The organism is Aromatoleum sp., assembly GCF_035254505.1.
GTDB lineage: Bacteria > Pseudomonadota > Gammaproteobacteria > Burkholderiales > Rhodocyclaceae > Aromatoleum.
This window is the reverse complement of the sequence record NZ_DATFAO010000017.1, coordinates 187,289-204,803: the sequence shown is the minus strand read 5'-3', so window position 1 is coordinate 204,803 and position 17,515 is coordinate 187,289. Positions and strand designations below refer to the sequence as shown.

Below are 17,515 nucleotides of genomic sequence, written 5' to 3'. Positions count from 1 at the left end.
TACGAACATGGCTCAACTGACTCTCGACAAACTCAACAAGCGCTACGGCGAAACGGCCCAGGTCATCAAGGGCATCGATCTGCAGGTGAATAGCGGCGAATTCGTCGTCATCGTCGGCCCGTCGGGCTGCGGCAAGTCGACGCTGCTGCGGATGATCGCCGGCCTGGAGGACATCTCCGGCGGCGACATGTATATCGACGGCACGCGCGTGAACGACGACACGCCCTCCGAGCGCGGCATCGGCATGGTGTTCCAGTCCTACGCGCTGTATCCGCACATGACGGTGTACGAAAACATGGCCTTCGGCCTGCAGCTCGCGAAGCTGCCGAAGGCCGAGATCGCGCGCCGGGTGGAGGAGAGCGCCCGCATCCTGCAGCTCGAACCGCTCTTGCAGCGTCGTCCGAAGGATCTTTCCGGCGGCCAGCGCCAGCGTGTCGCGATCGGCCGCGCGATTGCGCGCGAGCCCAAGCTCTTCCTCTTCGACGAGCCGCTGTCGAACCTCGATGCCGCGCTGCGCGTGCAGATGCGGATGGAGATCGCCGCGCTGCATCGCCGGCTGAAGTCCACGATCATCTACGTGACCCACGATCAGGTCGAGGCGATGACGCTCGCACAGCGGATCGTCGTGCTGAACCGCGGCAACGTCGAGCAGGTGGGTTCGCCGCTGGAACTTTACGATCATCCTGCCAACGAATTTGTCGCACAGTTCATCGGCTCGCCTAAGATGAACCTGATGCCGGGCACGCTGCTGCGGGCCGGCGCGGAAGAGAGCATCGTGCAGCTCTGGAGCGGCAAGGAGCTTGCGATCCCGGTCGCGACGCCGGCAGCCGACCAAGGCCGCCCGGTGAAGCTGGGCATCCGCCCCGAGCACATCGAGTGGGGCGAAGTCGCTGATGCGCCGAATCTTGCGGACGTGTTGTTCGTCGAACACATGGGTAACGAGACTTACCACTATCTCGACAACGCCGGCCGCGGCGACCCCTGGGTCGTGCGCAACCCGCGGCGCAGCACCGTGACGGCGGGCGAGACGGTCGGCTATCGGCTGCCGGCGGAGCACTGCCACCTGTTTGCGGAAACGGGCGAGGCCTATCCGCGGCTGCGCGTCGGCGCTTCCGACGCTGAACCCGGCCAGGCAGCACCGATCGTGTTTTCGGAGCGGGTTCGCGCGAACGCGGCACACTGAAAGGGAACGAACGTGAGCGATTCCGGGCACAAGTCCACCGACGCATTGTTCCACGCGGTCCAGCTTCTTCGTCTCTTCGCCGATTCGAAGACCTTTCCCGACTGCGTGCCGATCGTCGCGCCCGAGCTGATCCAGGAGCGCTTCCGCGCGCTGTTGGAAGACTTCGTGCGCAAGCACTTCGTGATGTCGTCCGAGCTCCAGGCGCCGGCACCGGCGGAGGCGACGTCGCTCGCGTCGCATATCGACGCGCTATGGCCGGTGCTCGCGCGCCAGCCTAGCGGCATCGAGACGGGATCGCTGATTCCGTTGCCGCACCCTTATGTCGTCCCCGGAGGCCGCTTCCGCGAAATCTACTACTGGGACAGCTACTTCACGATGGAGGGCCTGGTCGCGTCCGAGCGGCTCGACCTCGTCGAGTCGATGATCCAGAACTTCGCGTGGCTGATCGATACCTACGGCCACGTCCCCAACGGCAACCGGCGCTATTTCATCAGCCGTTCGCAGCCGCCGGTGTTCTGCCTGATGCTGGAACTGTTCGCGCGCAAGGCCGGGTTCGACGCGATCACGCGCTGGCTGCCGCAGCTCGAAGCCGAGTATCGCTACTGGATGGACCGCGGCGTGCGCAGCTTTGCGGGCCGGCCGCTCGCCCATCGGCGGACGGTGATGCTGCGGGAGGACGTGGTCCTCAATCGCTATTGGGACGAGCGCAACACGCCGCGCGAAGAGTCCTATGCCGAGGATGTGGAGCTCTTCCACCTTGCAGCACCCGAGTACCAGCATGCGATCTACCGCAATCTCCGCGCAGGCGCCGAATCGGGCTGGGATTTCAGCTCGCGCTGGTGCCGCGACGGGGAGGGGCTGGAGAGCATCCGGACGACGGAGCTGCTACCGGTCGACCTGAACAGCCTGTTGTATCGCGTCGAGGTGTGTCTCGCGGACTGGCTGGGCCGCGTCGGCGACGCTCGGGCGGCGGACTACGCGGCGGCGGCGGAGCGGCGCAAGGCGGCGCTTGTCGAGTGCTGCTGGGACGAGGAGAACGGCTGGTTCTTCGATTACTCGTGGACCGACGGCGCGCGGGCGGGCTGCTGGTCGCTCGCCGGAGCCTTCCCCTTGTACTGCGGCCTGCTGGACGACGCACACGCGGCTCGAGTCGCCCATGTGATCGAGACGCACTTCCTGCGGCCCGGCGGCGTCGTGACGACGCTGACGGAGTCGCCCCAGCAGTGGGACAGCCCCAACGGTTGGGCGCCACTACAGTGGATCGTCGTGCAGGGGCTGCTGCGTCACGGTCATGCCGTGCTGGCACGGGAGATCGCCGCGCGCTTCGTCAGTCTCGCCGACCGCGTGTATCAGCGCACCGGCAAGCTGATGGAGAAGTACGACGTCTGCGACATGTCGCGCTTCGCGGGGGGCGGCGAGTACCCGGTGCAGGACGGCTTCGGCTGGACCAACGGCGTCGTACGCGCCTTCATCTCCGAGTTCGGGGAGCAGGCGCGAGAGCCCGAGCGGCCGAGCGATCCTGCTGCCGACGCGCTGCTTGCCGTGATCCAGGACGCCGTGGCGTCCGCGACCGAGCAGTCCTGATCCGGCTTTCGACCATACGCCCCTGACAAGCTCGCCGCATTGCGGACGCGTCAGAGCTCGGGCGGCGCGGGAGGCAGCGCCGGGGGCGGGGCGGGCGGCTTGCGGTCGCTCGCCTGGCTCGGGTCGAGCCGGTCCGCGATCCCTCTGAGCATCCCGGACGCCAGCGCGGCGAGGAGGCCCGCTTCGTTGCGCACCGTCCGCGCGCCGGTCTGCACCTGATCGCGCGTCAGGGCGGCGAGCGCACGGGTCAGCTCGGCACTTGCCACCGCGACTCGGCTGCCGATCTGCGTGCCGCTGCTGCGGGCATGCTCGGCCAATTCGCGCAGCGTCGTCCGGGCGAGGCCGTTGGCGGCGCGGCCGGCGTCGGCGAGCGTGTGCAGGAAGTTGGATTCCATCGCGCCGATCTGGTCCAGGGTGCCCTTCAGCTCCTGCTTGGAGAATTCGCTGCCGCGACCGACGGCTTCCTGCATCGCGAGCACGGTGGCCTGTGCCGCGGCCGCGAGCGCCTCGTCGAGTCCGCGCACGGCCTGGCGCATCGCTTCCGTCCGTTCGCGGTCGGGGCGCTCGATGCCTTGCTGCGCGCCGCGCAACACCGCGCTCGTGACGTCCTTCAGCGCCGCCGAGTCGAGCCTGCCCTCGGAGAGCGCCTTCAAGGTGATCATCCGCACGCGATCCGCAACGGTAGCCGTATCGGCATCGACGGCCGCCTGCACGTCGCGTTCGATCCCTTCGGTCGACTGGCTCATGATTGCACCTCCCAGGGTTGGCAGTCTTGTTCAGTATGGCCTCGCACATGGCCGATGGCGATGGGATCTTCGGCGGCCATGTCGAACAAATCATTTCGAGAAGACGCCAATGCGGCTGGCGTGCCTTACCATTCGGCATCCGACCCCGAAAGTGAAACACCTCATGTCCGATCCCGTCTTTTCCGGTCTCGAGCCCGCCACCGTGTGGGCCCATTTCGCCACCTTGTGCAGCGTCCCGCGCCAGTCGAAGGCCGAGGCCGCCTTGCGTGATCGCATCCGGCAGTGGGCGAACGACAAGGGTCTGGCGACGACGGTGGATGCGGCCGGCAACCTGCTGATCCGCAAACCCGCCGCCCCGGGTTGCGAAGACGCACCCGGCGTCGTGTTGCAGGGGCACCTCGACATGGTGTGCCAGAAGAATCCCGATTCGGCGCATGACTTTTCGCGCGATCCGATCCGGCCTTTGCGCGAGGGCGACTGGCTCGTGGCCGATGGGACGACGCTCGGGGCGGACAACGGCATCGGCGTTGCGCTGATCCTGTCGGTGCTCGAAGACGCGTCGCTCGCGCATGGGCCGATCGAGGCGCTGCTGACGGTGGACGAGGAAGCCGGCATGGGCGGCGCGCAAGGACTGGAGGCGGGCGTGCTGCAGGGGCGGCTGATGCTCAACGTGGACACCGAGGAGTGGGGCGAGTTCTACATCGGCTGCGCCGGCGGGCTGGACGTCAATGTGCACTGCGACGGCGCACCGGAGCATTGCCCGACGGACTTCGAGCCCTGGCGCATCGAGCTGCATGGCTTGCGCGGCGGACATTCGGGCGTGGATATCCACGAGGAGCGCGGCAACGCGATCAAGCTGCTGGTCCGCGTGCTGCGCGACCTCGAACGGCTGGTACCGCTGCGTCTCGCCGGGCTCGCGGGCGGCTCGGCCCGCAACGCGCTGCCGCGGGATGCCGTCGCCCGGGTGGCCGTTCCGCAAGGGCGCGGGGCCGAGATCGCGGCGGCCCTCGCGTCGTGGGAAGAACGCTTGCGCGTCGAGCTGAAGGGCGTCGACGAAGGCGTGAGCCTACGGCTCGTGCAGGACGATTCGGGACCGGTGATGTCGGCCGAGGACCAGGCCGTGTGGCTCGCGTCCCTCCACGCGGCGCCGCACGGCGTGCATCGGCGCAGCCTCAGCGTGCCGGGCGTGGTTGAGACCTCCAACAACCTCGGCGTCGTGTCGCTGACGCCAGCCGAGGGCTCGTGCAATTTCATGGTCCGCTCCCTGCTCGACGACACGGCGTTGGCGCTCGCCGACGAGATCGTGAGCCTCTTCAGTCTGTCCGGGACCCGCGCCGAGCCGTCAGGGCAGTATCCGGGCTGGGCACCGCAGGCCGATTCTCCGCTGCTCGCGCTGTGCCGCGCCGTCTATCGGCATGAGTTCGGCGCCGAGTCGCACGTGCAGGTCATCCACGCGGGGCTCGAATGCGGGCTGATCGTCGCGAAGTATCCGGACATGCAGATCGTGTCCTTCGGCCCGACGATCCGCGGCGCCCACGCGCCCGGCGAGCGCGTCGAGATCGCGTCGGTCGGGCGCGTGTGGCACCTGCTGACGGCTATCCTCGCAGCGACGGTCTCGGCCGGGACGGCCCAACAATGAATCCCGAGCATCTCGAAGCCCTCCTGACGACCGAGATGCCCTACGGCAAGTACAAGGGCCGCCTGATCGCGGACCTGCCGGGGAATTACCTCAACTGGTTCGGGCGGGAAGGTTTTCCGGCGGGAAAGCTCGGACAGCTCCTCGCGTTGATGCACGAACTCGACCACAATGGCTTGAGCGGCCTGCTGGTACCGCTGCGCAAGGGCATGCATCGCACAGAATAGTCATGTTCCCGACGCGGGTACGGTAAGGGCCTGCTATGTTGAAAGTAGTAGCCCCTCAAGTCAGCTCAAAACCTGGATGAAGCGTTACTTACCTTAGTACCAGGCATATTTCGAGGCGGGCCATGAACGGACGGGTTCGGGGCAAGGGAAACAAGGCAGCGACGCTCGTCGCCGAGCAGCAGTCGGCGCGACAAGCCTTGTTGGCCCTGCGGGCAATTCACCTCGCGTTGCGCCTGGCGACGAAGGAAGGTGATCTGATCAGCAAGGTCTGCCAGGCCCTGGTCGACACGGCCGGCTACCGCTTCGCCGCAGTCCACTACGCCGATTCGGAATGCCTCACCCTGCACAACGTCGCGTCCTGCGGCCTGCCGCCCGACAACCAGGGCGAGCACGAACTGCTGGACCTCGACGAGGCGAACGGGACGATGGACATCCGCGATGCGATCCGTGCGGGCCGCCCGTTCGTGATCCAGGGCTGCGCCGATGACGCTGGCGTCGCGGCGAACGGTGGCAAAGCGTATCGGCACCCCGCAGGCCATCCCCCCTTCATCGCGATCTTGCCGCTGCCCGGCGCCGCCAAGGTACCGGGCGCGCTGCTGGTCGCGACCGACTGCGCCGATGGTTTCGGCCCGGAGGCGATCGACTTGTTGCAGGAGATCGCCGAGGGCGTCGCGTACGGGATCGGCGCGCTGCGTCGGGCACAACGCCACGCCGAAGCGGAGAGGGCACTTCAACGCGTCGATAGGGCCCGCAAGACGCTGAGCGCCGTGAACCGCAGCCTGGTTCGCGCCACCGAGGAACACCAGCTGCTCGGGGACATCTGCCGCATCATCGTCGAAGAGGGCGGCTATCGGATGGCATGGGTCGGCTTCGCGCAGCACGACGAGGCCAAGACCATCGCGGTGCAGGCGCACTCCGGCATCGACCGCGCCTTCCTCGATGCGCAGGGACTTACCTGGGCCGACGGCGAACGCGGACGCGGGGCGACCGGTATGGCGATCCGGACCGGACAACCGAGCATCGGCCGGGTCACCCGCGACGACCCCGGGCTCGCGCCGTGGCGCGAGGAGGATCTGAGCCGCGGCCTGCTCGCATTCACGGCGTTCCCGCTGCGGGTGGGCGACGAGATTCTCGGCAACCTGACCATCGCGGCGGGCGAAGTGGATGCCTTCGATGCTGCGGAAGTCGATCTTCTGACCGAACTTGCCGAGGATCTCGCCTTCGGCATCGCGACGCTGCGCATGCACCAGAAGAGCCGCGAGGCGCAGGAGACGATCAAGCGCATGGCCGAGGAGGATGCGCTGACGGGGCTGCCGAACCGCTGGCGCCTGCGCATGCGCCTCGCCGCCGAAATCGAGGCCGCCAAGGCGTGGAGTTCGCCGCTCGCCTTGCTGGTGCTGGGCGTGAACCACTTCCAGGAGATCAACGAGACCCTCGGCTACCAGCAGGGCGACGCGATGCTGTGCGAGATCACGGCGCGCATCCGCAAGGTGATTCCGGACGCGGCCAACATCGCGCGCGTCGGCGAATCCGAGTTCGCGATCCTGCTGCAGCGCGCCGATGCCGCCGCCGCTTCGCGTACGGCGCAACGCCTGTTGCTCGAACTCCTCGAGCCGATCGCCGTCGGGGAGATCATGCTCGACGCCGGTGCGAGCATCGGCACGGCCGTCTTCCCGGGGCACGGCAACGAACCCGACGTGCTGATCCGCCGCGCCAACGTAGCGATGCACCAGGCGCGCCAGCAGGGCCAGGGACACGCGCTTTACACCGGTGGGCGGGATCGCGAATGCGCGCAGCGTCTGGCGCTGATCGGCGACCTCCACCGCGCCATCGAGCGCGGCGAGATGCGGCTCTACTGCCAGCCGAAGGCGCGCTTCTCTAACCGCGCGCTGTGCGGTGTCGAGGCGCTGGTGCGCTGGGAACACCCGCAGCGCGGCACGCTCTGGCCGGGCGATTTCATCGGTCTCGCGGAGCACAGCGGACTGATCAGCCCGCTGACCGACTGGGTGATGCAGGCCGCCTTCCGGCAGAGCTACGTGTGGCGCGAAGCCGGCCTGGTGATGCCGGTGGCCGTCAATCTCTCCGCACGAGATCTGCGCGATCCCAAGCTGCTCGAGCGCGTACGCAACCACTTCGCGACGTGGGGGGCTGACCCGACGACAGTGCAGTTCGAGCTCACCGAAAGCGCGCTGATGCAGGATCCGGCCGGCAGCCTTGAGACGCTGTATCGCCTGAAGGATCTCGGGACGGATCTCTTCATCGACGACTTCGGCACCGGCTATTCCTCGCTTGCCTACCTGCAGAAGCTGCCCGTCGATGCGATCAAGATCGACAAGTCCTTCGTCCATGACATGCTTTCGGACAACGATTCGGCGGTCATCGTGCGCTCGACGATCGACCTCGCGCACGACCTCGACCTCGAAGTCGTCGCCGAGGGCGTCGAGAACGCGGCCGGCTGGGAACACCTGTCGGCACAGGGCTGCGACATCGCGCAGGGCTACGTGATCAGCGAGCCGATCCTCGCGGAGTCCTTCGCCGATTGGCGCTGGGCACCGGCAGGCGAGCCGCAGGTGCACTGAGGGCTCGACGAATTCGACAGCAAGAGGCGGAGTGCGTCGAAGGCGTATCGGGCCTAAAGTAAGGCTTTCCGCCGATCTTCCGACCTCTGCGATGAGCGCACGGTTTTCCTGCATCCTGCTGCTTCCTGCCGGCTTCCGGCCCCGGGATATCCTCGCCTTTCACAAGCGCGACGCACAGGAAGTCGCCGAACGGGTGGGCGCGGACAGGCTGGAGAAGGGGATGCTGTGGGACGGGCGGCCGGCATGCCTCTGCATCCATTTCGGCGCCGCGCAGGCCACGGCCGAGCTCGCGATCGACGGCGACGCGGCCGCCGCCGGGGAAGAGCGCTTCGAAACCATGGTGCGCCGCATGCTCGGACTGGGGCAGGGCGTCGAGGACTTCGAGGCGCGCTATCGCGATCATCCTGGCCTGGGTCCCGTACTGGCTCGCCAGGCCGGCTTGCGCGTGCCGGTGACGGCGACGCCGTTCGAAGCGCTGACCTGGGCGATTACGGGGCAGCAGATCAGCGTCAGGGCCGCCGTGTCGTTGCGCCGCAAACTGATTCTCGCAACGGGCGTACGGCATTCGGGCGGGCTGATGTGCTATCCGGAGCCGGGCCGGGTCGGCGCGTTGGCCGAGGACGAGCTCAGGGGCGCGGGTTTTTCGGCCGCGAAGGCAAGAACGCTCCTGACCGTGTCGCAACTCGCAGCCGAAGATCGGCTCCCACTCGAGGCGTGGTGCCAGACCTTGCCCGTCGTGCTGCCCGTCGACGAGATCCGCGACCGGCTGCTCGAAGTGCGCGGCATCGGCCCCTGGACCGTCAATTACATGCTGCTGCGCGGATTCGGCTGGCTCGACGGATCGCTTCACGGCGACGTCGCCGTGCGACGCGGCATCCAGACGCTGCTCGCGTCCCCCGACCGCATCGGCGAAAACCTGGCCAAGGAATGGCTCGCTGAGTTCTCGCCCTGGCGCGCGCTGGTCGCCGCCCATCTGTGGGCCGCGCAGTCGTCGACGGCCTACTGAAGAAGCTGTCTTTCCCGCCCGACCCGCCGCGCTCGGCGACGGACGCCCGGTGATGGAAATATTGCTATGCGTATGCAATGTTTTCCGATCGCCCGCATAGTCCCGAGGCCGCCCGTCTCGCCCTGGCCGTAAGCGCCGCGGGCACTGCGATTGCAGCGCCGCCCGCGTCGCAATCGCAGGAGAGAGACATCATGACCAGCCCACAGAGCCGGAGCTCCAAACAGCGAGACGCCAAGTCCCCGGACTCGGCAAAACGCAACTCGCATGACGACTCGCGCGATGAGTCGCGTGGCGAGTCGGAGCGGCGCATTCCCAACCCGGTCCAGATCCAGAAGTTCCCGGGCGGCCTGGACTACCCGGTGGAAAAGGAGGAGATCCTCGAAAAAGCCCGCTCCGAGGGTGCCGACGATCTCGTCATGGAGGCGCTCGAAAGCATTCCTGACCGCAGCTACGAGAGCCCCGTGTCGATCTCGCATGAGGTAGGCAAACTTGAATAAGACGACGAGCCCGAGCCTCTTCGTCCTCGACAGCCGCGCGCTGACCGACTTCCACGACCGGGTGCTCCAGGGCGGGCGGCTCGATCCTGAGCATGCGGACTCGGAGCTGTGGCGCTGGGTCGACGAAAACCATCGCTGCAACGCCGCCTTGTGGGCCGAGGAAGACAAGGCGCGCCGCAGCGACGTGCCGGATTCCGAGATCGCGCGCTGCAAGCGGGCCATCGACCGGACGAATCAGCGCCGCAACGACGCCGCCGAGGCGATTGACCGGCGCCTGCTCGCAGCGCTGGATCAGCGCCCCCTCAAGCAGGACGCGCGCTTGGCGAGCGAGACCGCGGGCGCGATGATCGACCGGCTTTCGATTCTTGCGCTGAAGATTCACCACATGCGGATCCAGACGCTGCGCGAGGATGCCGACGAGGATCATCGCCGCCGCTGCCGCGAGAAACTCGCGGTCCTGATCGAACAGCGCCGCGACCTCGCCGGCTGTCTCGACCGGCTGCTGTGGGAGGCGAGCTGCGGCACGTCGCGCTTCAAGATCTACCGCCAGTTCAAGATGTACAACGACCCGACGCTCAACCCCGAGCTCTATCGGCGCCGAGTCGCCGACGTGACGGCGGCGTCCTCGACGGTCGATGTCCTGATCCCGACTTGTGACCGCCCGGGCGCGCTCGCGGTGACGCTGACCGCCCTGTTCGCCCAAACCTGTGCCCCCTTGCGTATCGTGATCTCCGATCAGGGCGAGAAGTGCAGGGCCCAAGCCTCAAAGGAGGTCCTGGCGGTGCGCCGCCTGCTCACCGCGCGAGGCCACGTCGTCGAACTGCATCGGCATGAGCCGCGTCGGGGGCTCGCCGAACACCGCGACTTCCTGCTCGGTCAGTCGCGCGCACCCTATGCGCTCTTCCTCGACGACGACGTCGTCATCGAGTCCGATCTTGTCGAACGCCTGCTGACCGCCATCCGCGAACAGGGTTGCGGCTTTGTCGGCAGCGCCGTGATTGGCATGAGCTTCGCCGGCGACGAGCGGCCCGGCCAGCAGGAGATCGAGTTCTGGGAAGGACGCGTGCAGCCGGAAACGGTGAAGCCGGACAGCCCGGAGTGGGAGCGGCACCACCTGCATAGCGCCGCCAATCTCTACCACGTGCAGAGCCGCCTCGGCCTTGATGCGCGCCGACAACGCCTTTACCGCGTCGCCTGGGTGGGCGGCTGCGTGATGTTCGACACCGCGAAGCTGCGTGAAGCGGGCGGCTTCGAATTCTGGCGCGAGCTTCCTGTGGAGCATTGCGGCGAAGACGTGTACGCGCAGCTGCGTGTCATGGCGCTTCACGGCGGCTGCGGCATCATCCCCTCGGGCGCCTACCATCAGGAGCTTCCGACCACCGTGGCTCGCCGTGAGGTCGACGCGCCGCGGGTGCTGAGCCTGGAGTATTGAGCGCGGGCGCGCCGGCCGGAATGCTCAGCTGGCCGGCGCCGTGCTGCGGATCGCGCCGCGTTGCGCGAGCAGTTCGCGCGCGTGCGCCAGCACATCGCTCAGGCCGTCGTCGGCGGCGGACCCCGCCGGTGCCCACACGGTCCGATGCAGCGCGCCGTCGAGCGGCGCCCAGCGCGCGAGCTCGGACGCACGGAACACGATCACGCTGGGCAGGCGCAGGCCTGCGGCGATGTGCGCGACCCCCGTGTCGTTGGTCACCAGCAGTCGGGCCCGCGAGAGCAGCGCCGCGAGGCCGCCCGCGCTGATCGGCGACGCGGCGTCGATTGAGGGGCTGTGCAAGGCCCGCCGCACGGCTGCCGTGAGCCCGGTTTCGGCGCAGGACCCGGTCAGCACCAAGGGCAGTCCTGTCAGTTCGTGGAGCGCATCGCCGACCGCCGCGAAACGTTCGGGCGGCCAGCACTTTTCGGGCGCCCGCGCGCCCGGATGCAGGCAGATGTAGCCGCTGCTCGTGAGCCCTTCGACGAGGCCGCTCCCGACCAGTTCACGCTCATCCTCCGCCGTCAGCGGGAACTCCAGCTCGTCGCCCAGGGGCGGCGCGCCGAGAAACTCTGCGAGCGCGAGGAGGCGGCGGATCTCGTGTCCCTCCTGCGGAAAGGGCAGCAGCGACGCAGACGCGGTCGCGGACGCCGCCCCGAAGCCCGCCTGGAACTCGGCGTCGAACAAGGCGACGATCGCGTTCGACAGGCGTCCGTCGCCGTGCATCTGGATCGCCAGGTCGAAGCGGCGGGACTGCATCTCGGCGAGGAAGCTCGGGAAGGCCGCGATGTCGGGCACGCGCTCGGGCAGGCCGGGGAATCCCGGGAAGGACACGAAGTCGTCCATGTAGCGCGGGTAGCGCGACGCGAAGGCTTGTGCCCACGGCAGGCCGACGAGGGTGATGCGCGCCTGCGGACAGGCGCCGCGCAATGCCCTGAGGGCCGGGACCGCGCACAGCATGTCGCCCAGCTGGAGCGCGCGGAATATGACGATGTTGGTGGGCTTCCGCGATTTCAGCAAGGGGCGGTTCATGCGCGCAGTCTCCGGGTGGGGGACTTCGCCCTAGCAAACGGAAGGCCGGGTTCCTCCATTGCTCTTTCCCGCACGAAACGGCTTGAAGATTACCAAGGCACGTGTAAGTCCTACTGTCGGCAGGGCACCCCTCATGCCGCAAGCGCGGGAACACGGTTTGCACTCGATGGGGCAAGCGATCGACGCATGACGCATTTCCACTACAGGCGGGCCGGAATCCAGGAGAACTCGATGAATCTGTTCGACAACAAGGGCGTGCCGCTGGAAAGACAATGCCTGACGTGGAAGGACATGGTGGGCAATCCGATCAGCAAGCTGGACGACGACGCCTTCACCCGCGTGCGCGTCATCCTCATGAACGGCCTTGAGCTCGACGCCTTGCGACTGAGCCACATCGGCGCACGCTTCAACGGCGAACTACGCCTGCCGCTCGCCCAGATCCGCCGCATCGAACAGCATCAGGCGACCGCCGTGAACTGGCTGATGTCCGCCGACCATTCTCCCTTGGAAACGACGATCGCCTACGAACAGGTCGCGATCGAGGTGACCGCCGCGGTGGCGCAGCGCGAACCCGATCCCTATCTCGCCCAGGTCTATCGCTTCGGCCTGCTGGAGGATTTCGACCATCTGTACCGCTATTCGGCGCTGCTCGACCGGCTCGAAGGAAAGGATGCCAACAACATCCTTCAGGGCTATACCGACATCGTGCCGGGACGGCCCACCGCGGAGGAACACCGCGCGCCGCAGGACGACCTGCGCCGGGATCACGGCCACAACGCGGCGCTGATCTCGCGCCTTCACGCGAACATGATCACCGCGGCCGAGTACCAGACGCACGACTACTACATGAACATCGGACCCACCTTCGCCGATCCGGTCGCGCGCCAGCTCTACGGCGAGATCGCCTCTGTGGAGGAGCAGCACGTCACGCAGTACGGATCGCTGATCGACCCCGACCAGAGCTTCCTCGAACTGTGGCTGCTGCACGAAGCCGCCGAGGTCTACGGCTACTACAGCTGCCTCAGCTCGGAGACGAATCCGAGGATCAAGGCGCTGTGGGAGCGCTTCTGCGATTACGAGCTCGGCCACCTGCATTTCGTCGCCGACCTGATCCGGCGCCACGAGGGGCGGGACCCGGCCGAGATCCTCGGCGAGGGCCTGCCGGCGCCGGTCGAGTTCCGCAGCCAGCGCGAGTTCGTCCGCGATGTGTTGGCCGACGAGGTGAATTTGCGCGCCAACGGTTCCGACTTCGTCGTGCGCGACGCCGAAAGTCCTGCATCGATCGAATACCGGCAGCGCGTCAACGCCGACGGCTCGCCCTCCACGCAGGTCGCGACCTCCTACCACTGGACATCGGGCACCGAGCTCAATCGGCCGGTGGTGCGCGTCTAGCCGGATCGTTTACCGATTTCTCTCAATGACCGAATCCTGAGGAACCATCATGAAAGACGCCACCGAACTCGGCTTCAACCGCACAGGGGTCCAGACCTCGCCGCTGGCGCTGCACATCATGCAGACGTATGCGGACGAGCAGACCTCAATGCCGCCTGCGGCAGCGGATGGAATGCCGGACGGGAAGGCGATCGCGGCCGTGCGTTCGGCCTATGTGCTGGAAGCCGACGGGGTAGGGTCGGTGCCGATGCCCGGCACCTTGACTGGGGCCTTCAATACCGTGATCTCAAAACTTCGTGGGCAGAAGCCCGAGGTGCTCGTCGACAAGCTCGGGGAAAGACTGGGCTTCGAGCGTAGCGGCGTCCGGCTGTACCAGGCGCTCATCGATAAAACCGAGGCGCTCGCGGGCCGGGTGACGCTGCCGTTCACGCCGGACGACCTGCGTCATATCCGCGACGAGGAGCTGGAGCACATGCACATCGTCGCGTCCGCGCTCGATTCGCTCGGCGCCGACTCATCGGCGCAGACGCCGTCGGCCGACGTGGCCGCGGTCGCCAACGGCGGGGTCATGCAGGTGATGACCGATCCGCGCACGACCATCAGCCAGTGCCTGGAAGCCATGCTGAGCGCCGAGCTCCTCGACAGCGCCTGCTGGGCGCTGCTGATCCGCCTCTCCAAGGAGGCGGATCAGGATGCACTGCTCCCGCAGTTCCAGCGGGCGCTCAAACGCGAGAACGAACACGTGACACGCGTGAAGGGCTGGCTGGAAACCATGCTGCTCGGCGAAATGGGCTGAGCGGCGAACAGAAGGAGGTACGCAAGATGAACGAGCTGCAAGACATCCATGGTCACGACGTGAAGGTGTATTCGAGCGACACGGGCCACCCCGCGCAGGACGATTCCGAATTCCACCCCGCATCGAAGGAACGGCTCGCCGCGGTGCGCGAGCGTTGCCGCGAACAGGTCGTGATGCGCCCGTGGACGGCGCTCGCGATCGCATCGCTCGCCGGCAGCGCAATCGGCGCCGTCGCGGGCTTCTACGCGCGCGGGCGTCGCTGAGCACCCGAGACGGGTACCCGGAACGGGGAGACGAGCAATGAGCGAAAACCAAGGGCAGAAACAGAAGCAGACCCTGCCGCCGCAGCACCAGGACGTCCAGCCGGGTCGCGAAGAGCCGATGACCCCGCAACCCGAGGACCACATGAAGGACTACCGGGGCGCGGGCAAGCTCAAAGGCAAGGTCGCGATCGTCACGGGCGGCGACAGCGGCATCGGCCGCGCCGTCGCGATCGGCTTTGCGAAGGAGGGCGCCGACGTCGCGATCGTCTACCTCGAAGAGCACGAGGATGCGGAGGACACCTGCCGCAGCATCGAGGCGGAGGGCGCGCGCTGCCTGCGGATTGCAGGCGACGTCGGGGACGAGGACTTCACGGCGAACGTCGTCGAACAGGTGATCGAACAATTCGGCCGGCTCGATATTGTCGTGAACAACGCCGCCGAGCAGCATCCACAGGAAAGCCTAGAAGGGATCACGCGCAAACAGCTTGAACGCACCTTCCGAACGAACCTCTTCGCGATGTTCGACCTGACCAAGCGCGCGCTGGCCCACCTCGGCAAAGGCGCCTGCATCATCAACACGACCTCGGTGACGGCCTATCGCGGCAGCCCCCACCTGATCGACTATTCGGCCACCAAGGGGGCGATCGTGTCCTTCACGCGTTCGCTCGCGCAGGCGCTGGCCTCGAAGGGCATCCGCGTCAATGCCGTCGCGCCCGGCCCGATCTGGACGCCGCTGATCCCCTCGACCTTCGAGCCGGAGAAAGTGGCGAGCTTCGGCGCAAAAGAGCCGCTCGGCCGCCCCGGTCAGCCGGACGAGGTCGCCCCCAGCTACATCTTCCTGGCGAGCTCCGATTCCAGCTACATGACCGGGCAGGTGCTGCATCCGAACGGCGGCGAGATCGTCAACGGCTGAGGCGACGAGTGGCTGCGAAACGCGATATCGCCGCCCTACGAGGTGCTGATCGACGGTCGCCCCGGTCTCGCGGAACGACGATTGCACCGACAGCGGGAGTGCCGCGCGCGTGCCGGCAATTACCGACCTAAGGAGAATATCGATGAACTCGAGCGGAATGGTGCCCGCGGGTACAGAACTCGCCCGCGAAATGGGACTGTCGGAGGAAATGGCTGAATGCATCGACAACTGCCGTTCCTGCGAGCTCGTGTGCCTGGGCATGGCAACGGGTCACTGCCTGCGCAAGGGAGGGCGGCACGTCGAAGAGGACCACCTGCGCACGATGATCGTCTGCGCGCGAACCTGCGCGCTGGCGGCGGAGGTGCTCACGACCGGCTCGTCGCTCCATCGCCAGATGTGCGCGGTGTGCGCGGATGTCTGCGACGCCTGCATCGCGAGCTGCGAGGACCTCGACGAGATGGAGCTGTGCATCGAGGCCTGCCGGCGCTGCAAGGATTCTTGCGAGGCGATGACGGATATGTGAAGCCGCAGCGGTGAGGCTGCGGGAGGGCGGCCGCCTAGAGCGCCGGGCTGCGGTCCTCGCCCGTGCCGATATCGAGCCGTCCGTCCGCGGCACGCGTCGCGGCCGGCATCGATTCCGCATGCTCCTCCGCATCCACCTGCACCCGCCAGCTCAGCTCTCCGCCTTCAAGGCTGTCGCAAGCGGCGGGGATCAGGCTCGCCTCGATCTCGTCGAGATAGGACTGCAGGCTGCGGGCGAAGAATTTGTAGAGGGCGTTGAACGCCGCATCGTCGGCAATATAGGACAGCGCGTCCAGGCGCTCGAGGAGTTGCCTCGCGGCTTCGCAACGCGCCCCAGCCTCGGGCAGCCCCTGGGTGGGCGAGTCGCTTTGGGACTTCATCGCCTCGAGGACCTCGCCCTCGAGACGCGAATGATGCAGGAGCTGTCGTCCGAGTTCATCCACTTCGCGGCGCAGCGCAGCGGTCACTTCCGGGGACGGCATGGCCGGATCGTCGGCTTCCCGGCCAGGGATCGCGAGACGCGAGCGCAAGGCGCGATGCTCGTCCAGGAACTCTTCCAGCACGTTCTGAGCGGATTCTGTCATTGGACACCTGTGATAAGCCTCCGCCGCGGCCGCAACGGACATGCGGGCCACCAGTGCAAACGTCATGCCTCCACGTCCTCCGGCCCGCCGAACACGGGACCGGGAGGCGCAGCCGCCAATGCATGCAGGAATTACATGCAACACGTAAGAATTTCGTTCCGCTTGGGGCGGCAGGGCCGCGCCCGGCGTCGGAACGATTCTTGCACCCGCTTACATAAGCCCCTCGGGGCCCGCATTTACCTGCAGAACGAGAGGATGAGCAATGGAAACCAGGACGATAGAAACGACGGCTTACGAGCTGGAACACACTTCTGTACCGACGGGCATCCGCTGGGGTGCCGTGGTGGCCGGTTTCGCGGTTGGGGTGGGCATCCATCTGCTGTTGACCCTGATCGGGGTCGCCGGCGGATTCGCGGCTTTTGGAGCCGGCGCCCGGCCTGACGGCAACAGCATCTCGATCGCCGCCGCCGTCTGGAACACCGTGAGCATGCTGATCGCCGCCTTCGTCGGCGGATACGTCGCGGCGCGCAGTTCGTCGCTGCGCCGGAGCACGGACGGTGTACTGCACGGCATCGTCGCGTGGGGCGCGACCGTGCTGTTCTTCGCGATCGTCACCGGCTCGGTGACGGGCAATGCGGTGACCGGCCTATTCAACACGGCCTCTTCGGTCGCGGCGACGCCGGGCAACGAATCAGCCGTGGCCGAGCTCTTCTCCAGCATCGAACGCGGCGATCGGACGACGGCGACGAGCGTGCTCCGCGACCGGCTCGGCATGACCGAGGACCAGGCTGCGGCGGCGGTCGATCGGGCCATGGCGATGCGTAGCGGACGCCCCGAAACGCCGGCCGAGGCGAACCGGGTCGAAGATGCGGCCCAAGCGGCGTCGATCGCCAGCACATGGCTGAGTGCGGCGATGCTGCTCTCCCTGCTCGCGGGCGCGGCTGGCGGGATGGTGGGTGCGCGCGGTGCGCGTCGGCGTGCGATGCCGGGACGCTACGGCGAGCAGCGGGCGGTGCAAACGCGGACGACCGTCCATCACGTGCCCACTCCGGGTTGAACCCTCGGCTGAACCTCGGCCGATCCCGGA

Annotated in this window: 17 protein-coding genes; 14 read left to right on the top strand and 3 right to left on the bottom strand. The window is 67.3% G+C overall.

The window, feature by feature from the left end; genetic code table 11:
* The first annotated feature begins 7 nt into the window (after positions 1 to 7).
* Both VJ673_RS03370 and treF read left to right on the top strand, forming a co-directional pair.
* Complete coding sequence (locus VJ673_RS03370) at positions 8 to 1,183, top strand: ABC transporter ATP-binding protein (RefSeq protein ID WP_324124615.1); 1,176 nt, start codon at positions 8 to 10, stop codon at positions 1,181 to 1,183.
* Between the two features lie 12 nt (positions 1,184 to 1,195).
* Positions 1,196 to 2,767, top strand: coding sequence for an alpha,alpha-trehalase TreF (treF, locus tag VJ673_RS03365; RefSeq protein WP_324124614.1), 1,572 nt, complete (start codon positions 1,196 to 1,198; stop codon positions 2,765 to 2,767).
* Between the two features lie 50 nt (positions 2,768 to 2,817).
* Here the strand turns inward: treF and VJ673_RS03360 are convergent, their stop codons facing one another.
* Positions 2,818 to 3,513: a DUF6781 family protein gene (locus VJ673_RS03360; RefSeq protein WP_324124613.1), complete on the bottom strand. Its 696-nt coding sequence runs from the start codon at positions 3,511 to 3,513 to the stop codon at positions 2,818 to 2,820.
* Positions 3,514 to 3,676: 163 nt separating this feature from the next.
* Between VJ673_RS03360 and VJ673_RS03355 the strand changes: the two genes are divergently transcribed.
* The 6 genes from VJ673_RS03355 (at position 3,677) to VJ673_RS03330 (ending at position 10,890) form a co-directional block, all read left to right on the top strand.
* On the top strand, positions 3,677 to 5,152 hold the full coding sequence (locus VJ673_RS03355; RefSeq protein WP_324124612.1) for an aminoacyl-histidine dipeptidase: 1,476 nt from the start codon (positions 3,677 to 3,679) through the stop codon (positions 5,150 to 5,152).
* Positions 5,149 to 5,376 (top strand): DUF3820 family protein, encoded by a 228-nt coding sequence (locus VJ673_RS03350; protein ID WP_324124611.1) that lies wholly within the window; start codon positions 5,149 to 5,151, stop codon positions 5,374 to 5,376. The genes VJ673_RS03355 and VJ673_RS03350 overlap by 4 nt, the downstream gene beginning before the upstream one ends.
* 122 nt (positions 5,377 to 5,498) lie before the next feature.
* Positions 5,499 to 7,955 carry a bifunctional diguanylate cyclase/phosphodiesterase gene (locus VJ673_RS03345; protein WP_324124610.1) on the top strand — a complete coding sequence of 819 codons (2,457 nt, stop codon included), beginning with the start codon at positions 5,499 to 5,501 and terminating at the stop codon, positions 7,953 to 7,955.
* A gap of 91 nt (positions 7,956 to 8,046) precedes the next feature.
* Positions 8,047 to 8,961 (top strand): DNA-3-methyladenine glycosylase family protein, encoded by a 915-nt coding sequence (locus VJ673_RS03340; protein WP_324124609.1) that lies wholly within the window; start codon positions 8,047 to 8,049, stop codon positions 8,959 to 8,961.
* Between the two features lie 191 nt (positions 8,962 to 9,152).
* Positions 9,153 to 9,458 carry a DUF2795 domain-containing protein gene (locus VJ673_RS03335; RefSeq protein ID WP_324124608.1) on the top strand — a complete coding sequence of 102 codons (306 nt, stop codon included), beginning with the start codon at positions 9,153 to 9,155 and terminating at the stop codon, positions 9,456 to 9,458.
* The gene (locus VJ673_RS03330; RefSeq protein ID WP_324124607.1) at positions 9,451 to 10,890 is read left to right on the top strand and encodes a DUF4254 domain-containing protein; all 1,440 of its coding nucleotides are present in this window, start codon (positions 9,451 to 9,453) and stop codon (positions 10,888 to 10,890) included. Before VJ673_RS03335 ends, VJ673_RS03330 begins: the two co-directional genes overlap by 8 nt.
* A gap of 24 nt (positions 10,891 to 10,914) precedes the next feature.
* Here the strand turns inward: VJ673_RS03330 and VJ673_RS03325 are convergent, their stop codons facing one another.
* Positions 10,915 to 11,958: a glycosyltransferase family 9 protein gene (locus VJ673_RS03325; protein ID WP_324124606.1), complete on the bottom strand. Its 1,044-nt coding sequence runs from the start codon at positions 11,956 to 11,958 to the stop codon at positions 10,915 to 10,917.
* A 231-nt stretch (positions 11,959 to 12,189) separates the two neighbouring features.
* Here VJ673_RS03325 and VJ673_RS03320 point away from each other — a divergent pair, with 231 nt between their 5' ends.
* The 5 genes from VJ673_RS03320 to VJ673_RS03300 all read left to right on the top strand — a co-directional run bounded on the left by VJ673_RS03320 (position 12,190) and on the right by VJ673_RS03300 (position 15,845).
* Positions 12,190 to 13,350 (top strand): hypothetical protein, encoded by a 1,161-nt coding sequence (locus VJ673_RS03320; protein WP_324124605.1) that lies wholly within the window; start codon positions 12,190 to 12,192, stop codon positions 13,348 to 13,350.
* A 49-nt stretch (positions 13,351 to 13,399) separates the two neighbouring features.
* The gene (locus VJ673_RS03315; protein WP_324124604.1) at positions 13,400 to 14,146 is read left to right on the top strand and encodes a ferritin-like domain-containing protein; all 747 of its coding nucleotides are present in this window, start codon (positions 13,400 to 13,402) and stop codon (positions 14,144 to 14,146) included.
* A gap of 26 nt (positions 14,147 to 14,172) precedes the next feature.
* Positions 14,173 to 14,409: a hypothetical protein gene (locus VJ673_RS03310; RefSeq protein ID WP_324124603.1), complete on the top strand. Its 237-nt coding sequence runs from the start codon at positions 14,173 to 14,175 to the stop codon at positions 14,407 to 14,409.
* A 37-nt stretch (positions 14,410 to 14,446) separates the two neighbouring features.
* Complete coding sequence (locus VJ673_RS03305) at positions 14,447 to 15,322, top strand: SDR family oxidoreductase (RefSeq protein ID WP_324124602.1); 876 nt, start codon at positions 14,447 to 14,449, stop codon at positions 15,320 to 15,322.
* A 142-nt stretch (positions 15,323 to 15,464) separates the two neighbouring features.
* Positions 15,465 to 15,845, top strand: a complete 381-nt coding sequence (locus VJ673_RS03300; protein ID WP_324124601.1) for a four-helix bundle copper-binding protein — start codon at positions 15,465 to 15,467, stop codon at positions 15,843 to 15,845.
* A gap of 34 nt (positions 15,846 to 15,879) precedes the next feature.
* Here VJ673_RS03300 and VJ673_RS03295 read toward each other — a convergent pair whose 3' ends face one another.
* Positions 15,880 to 16,428: a hemerythrin domain-containing protein gene (locus VJ673_RS03295; protein ID WP_324124600.1), complete on the bottom strand. Its 549-nt coding sequence runs from the start codon at positions 16,426 to 16,428 to the stop codon at positions 15,880 to 15,882.
* A 262-nt stretch (positions 16,429 to 16,690) separates the two neighbouring features.
* Here VJ673_RS03295 and VJ673_RS03290 point away from each other — a divergent pair, with 262 nt between their 5' ends.
* Entirely contained in the window at positions 16,691 to 17,485 is a 795-nt protein-coding gene (locus tag VJ673_RS03290) for a hypothetical protein (RefSeq protein WP_324124599.1), read from the top strand.
* Positions 17,486 to 17,515: the final 30 nt, after the last annotated feature.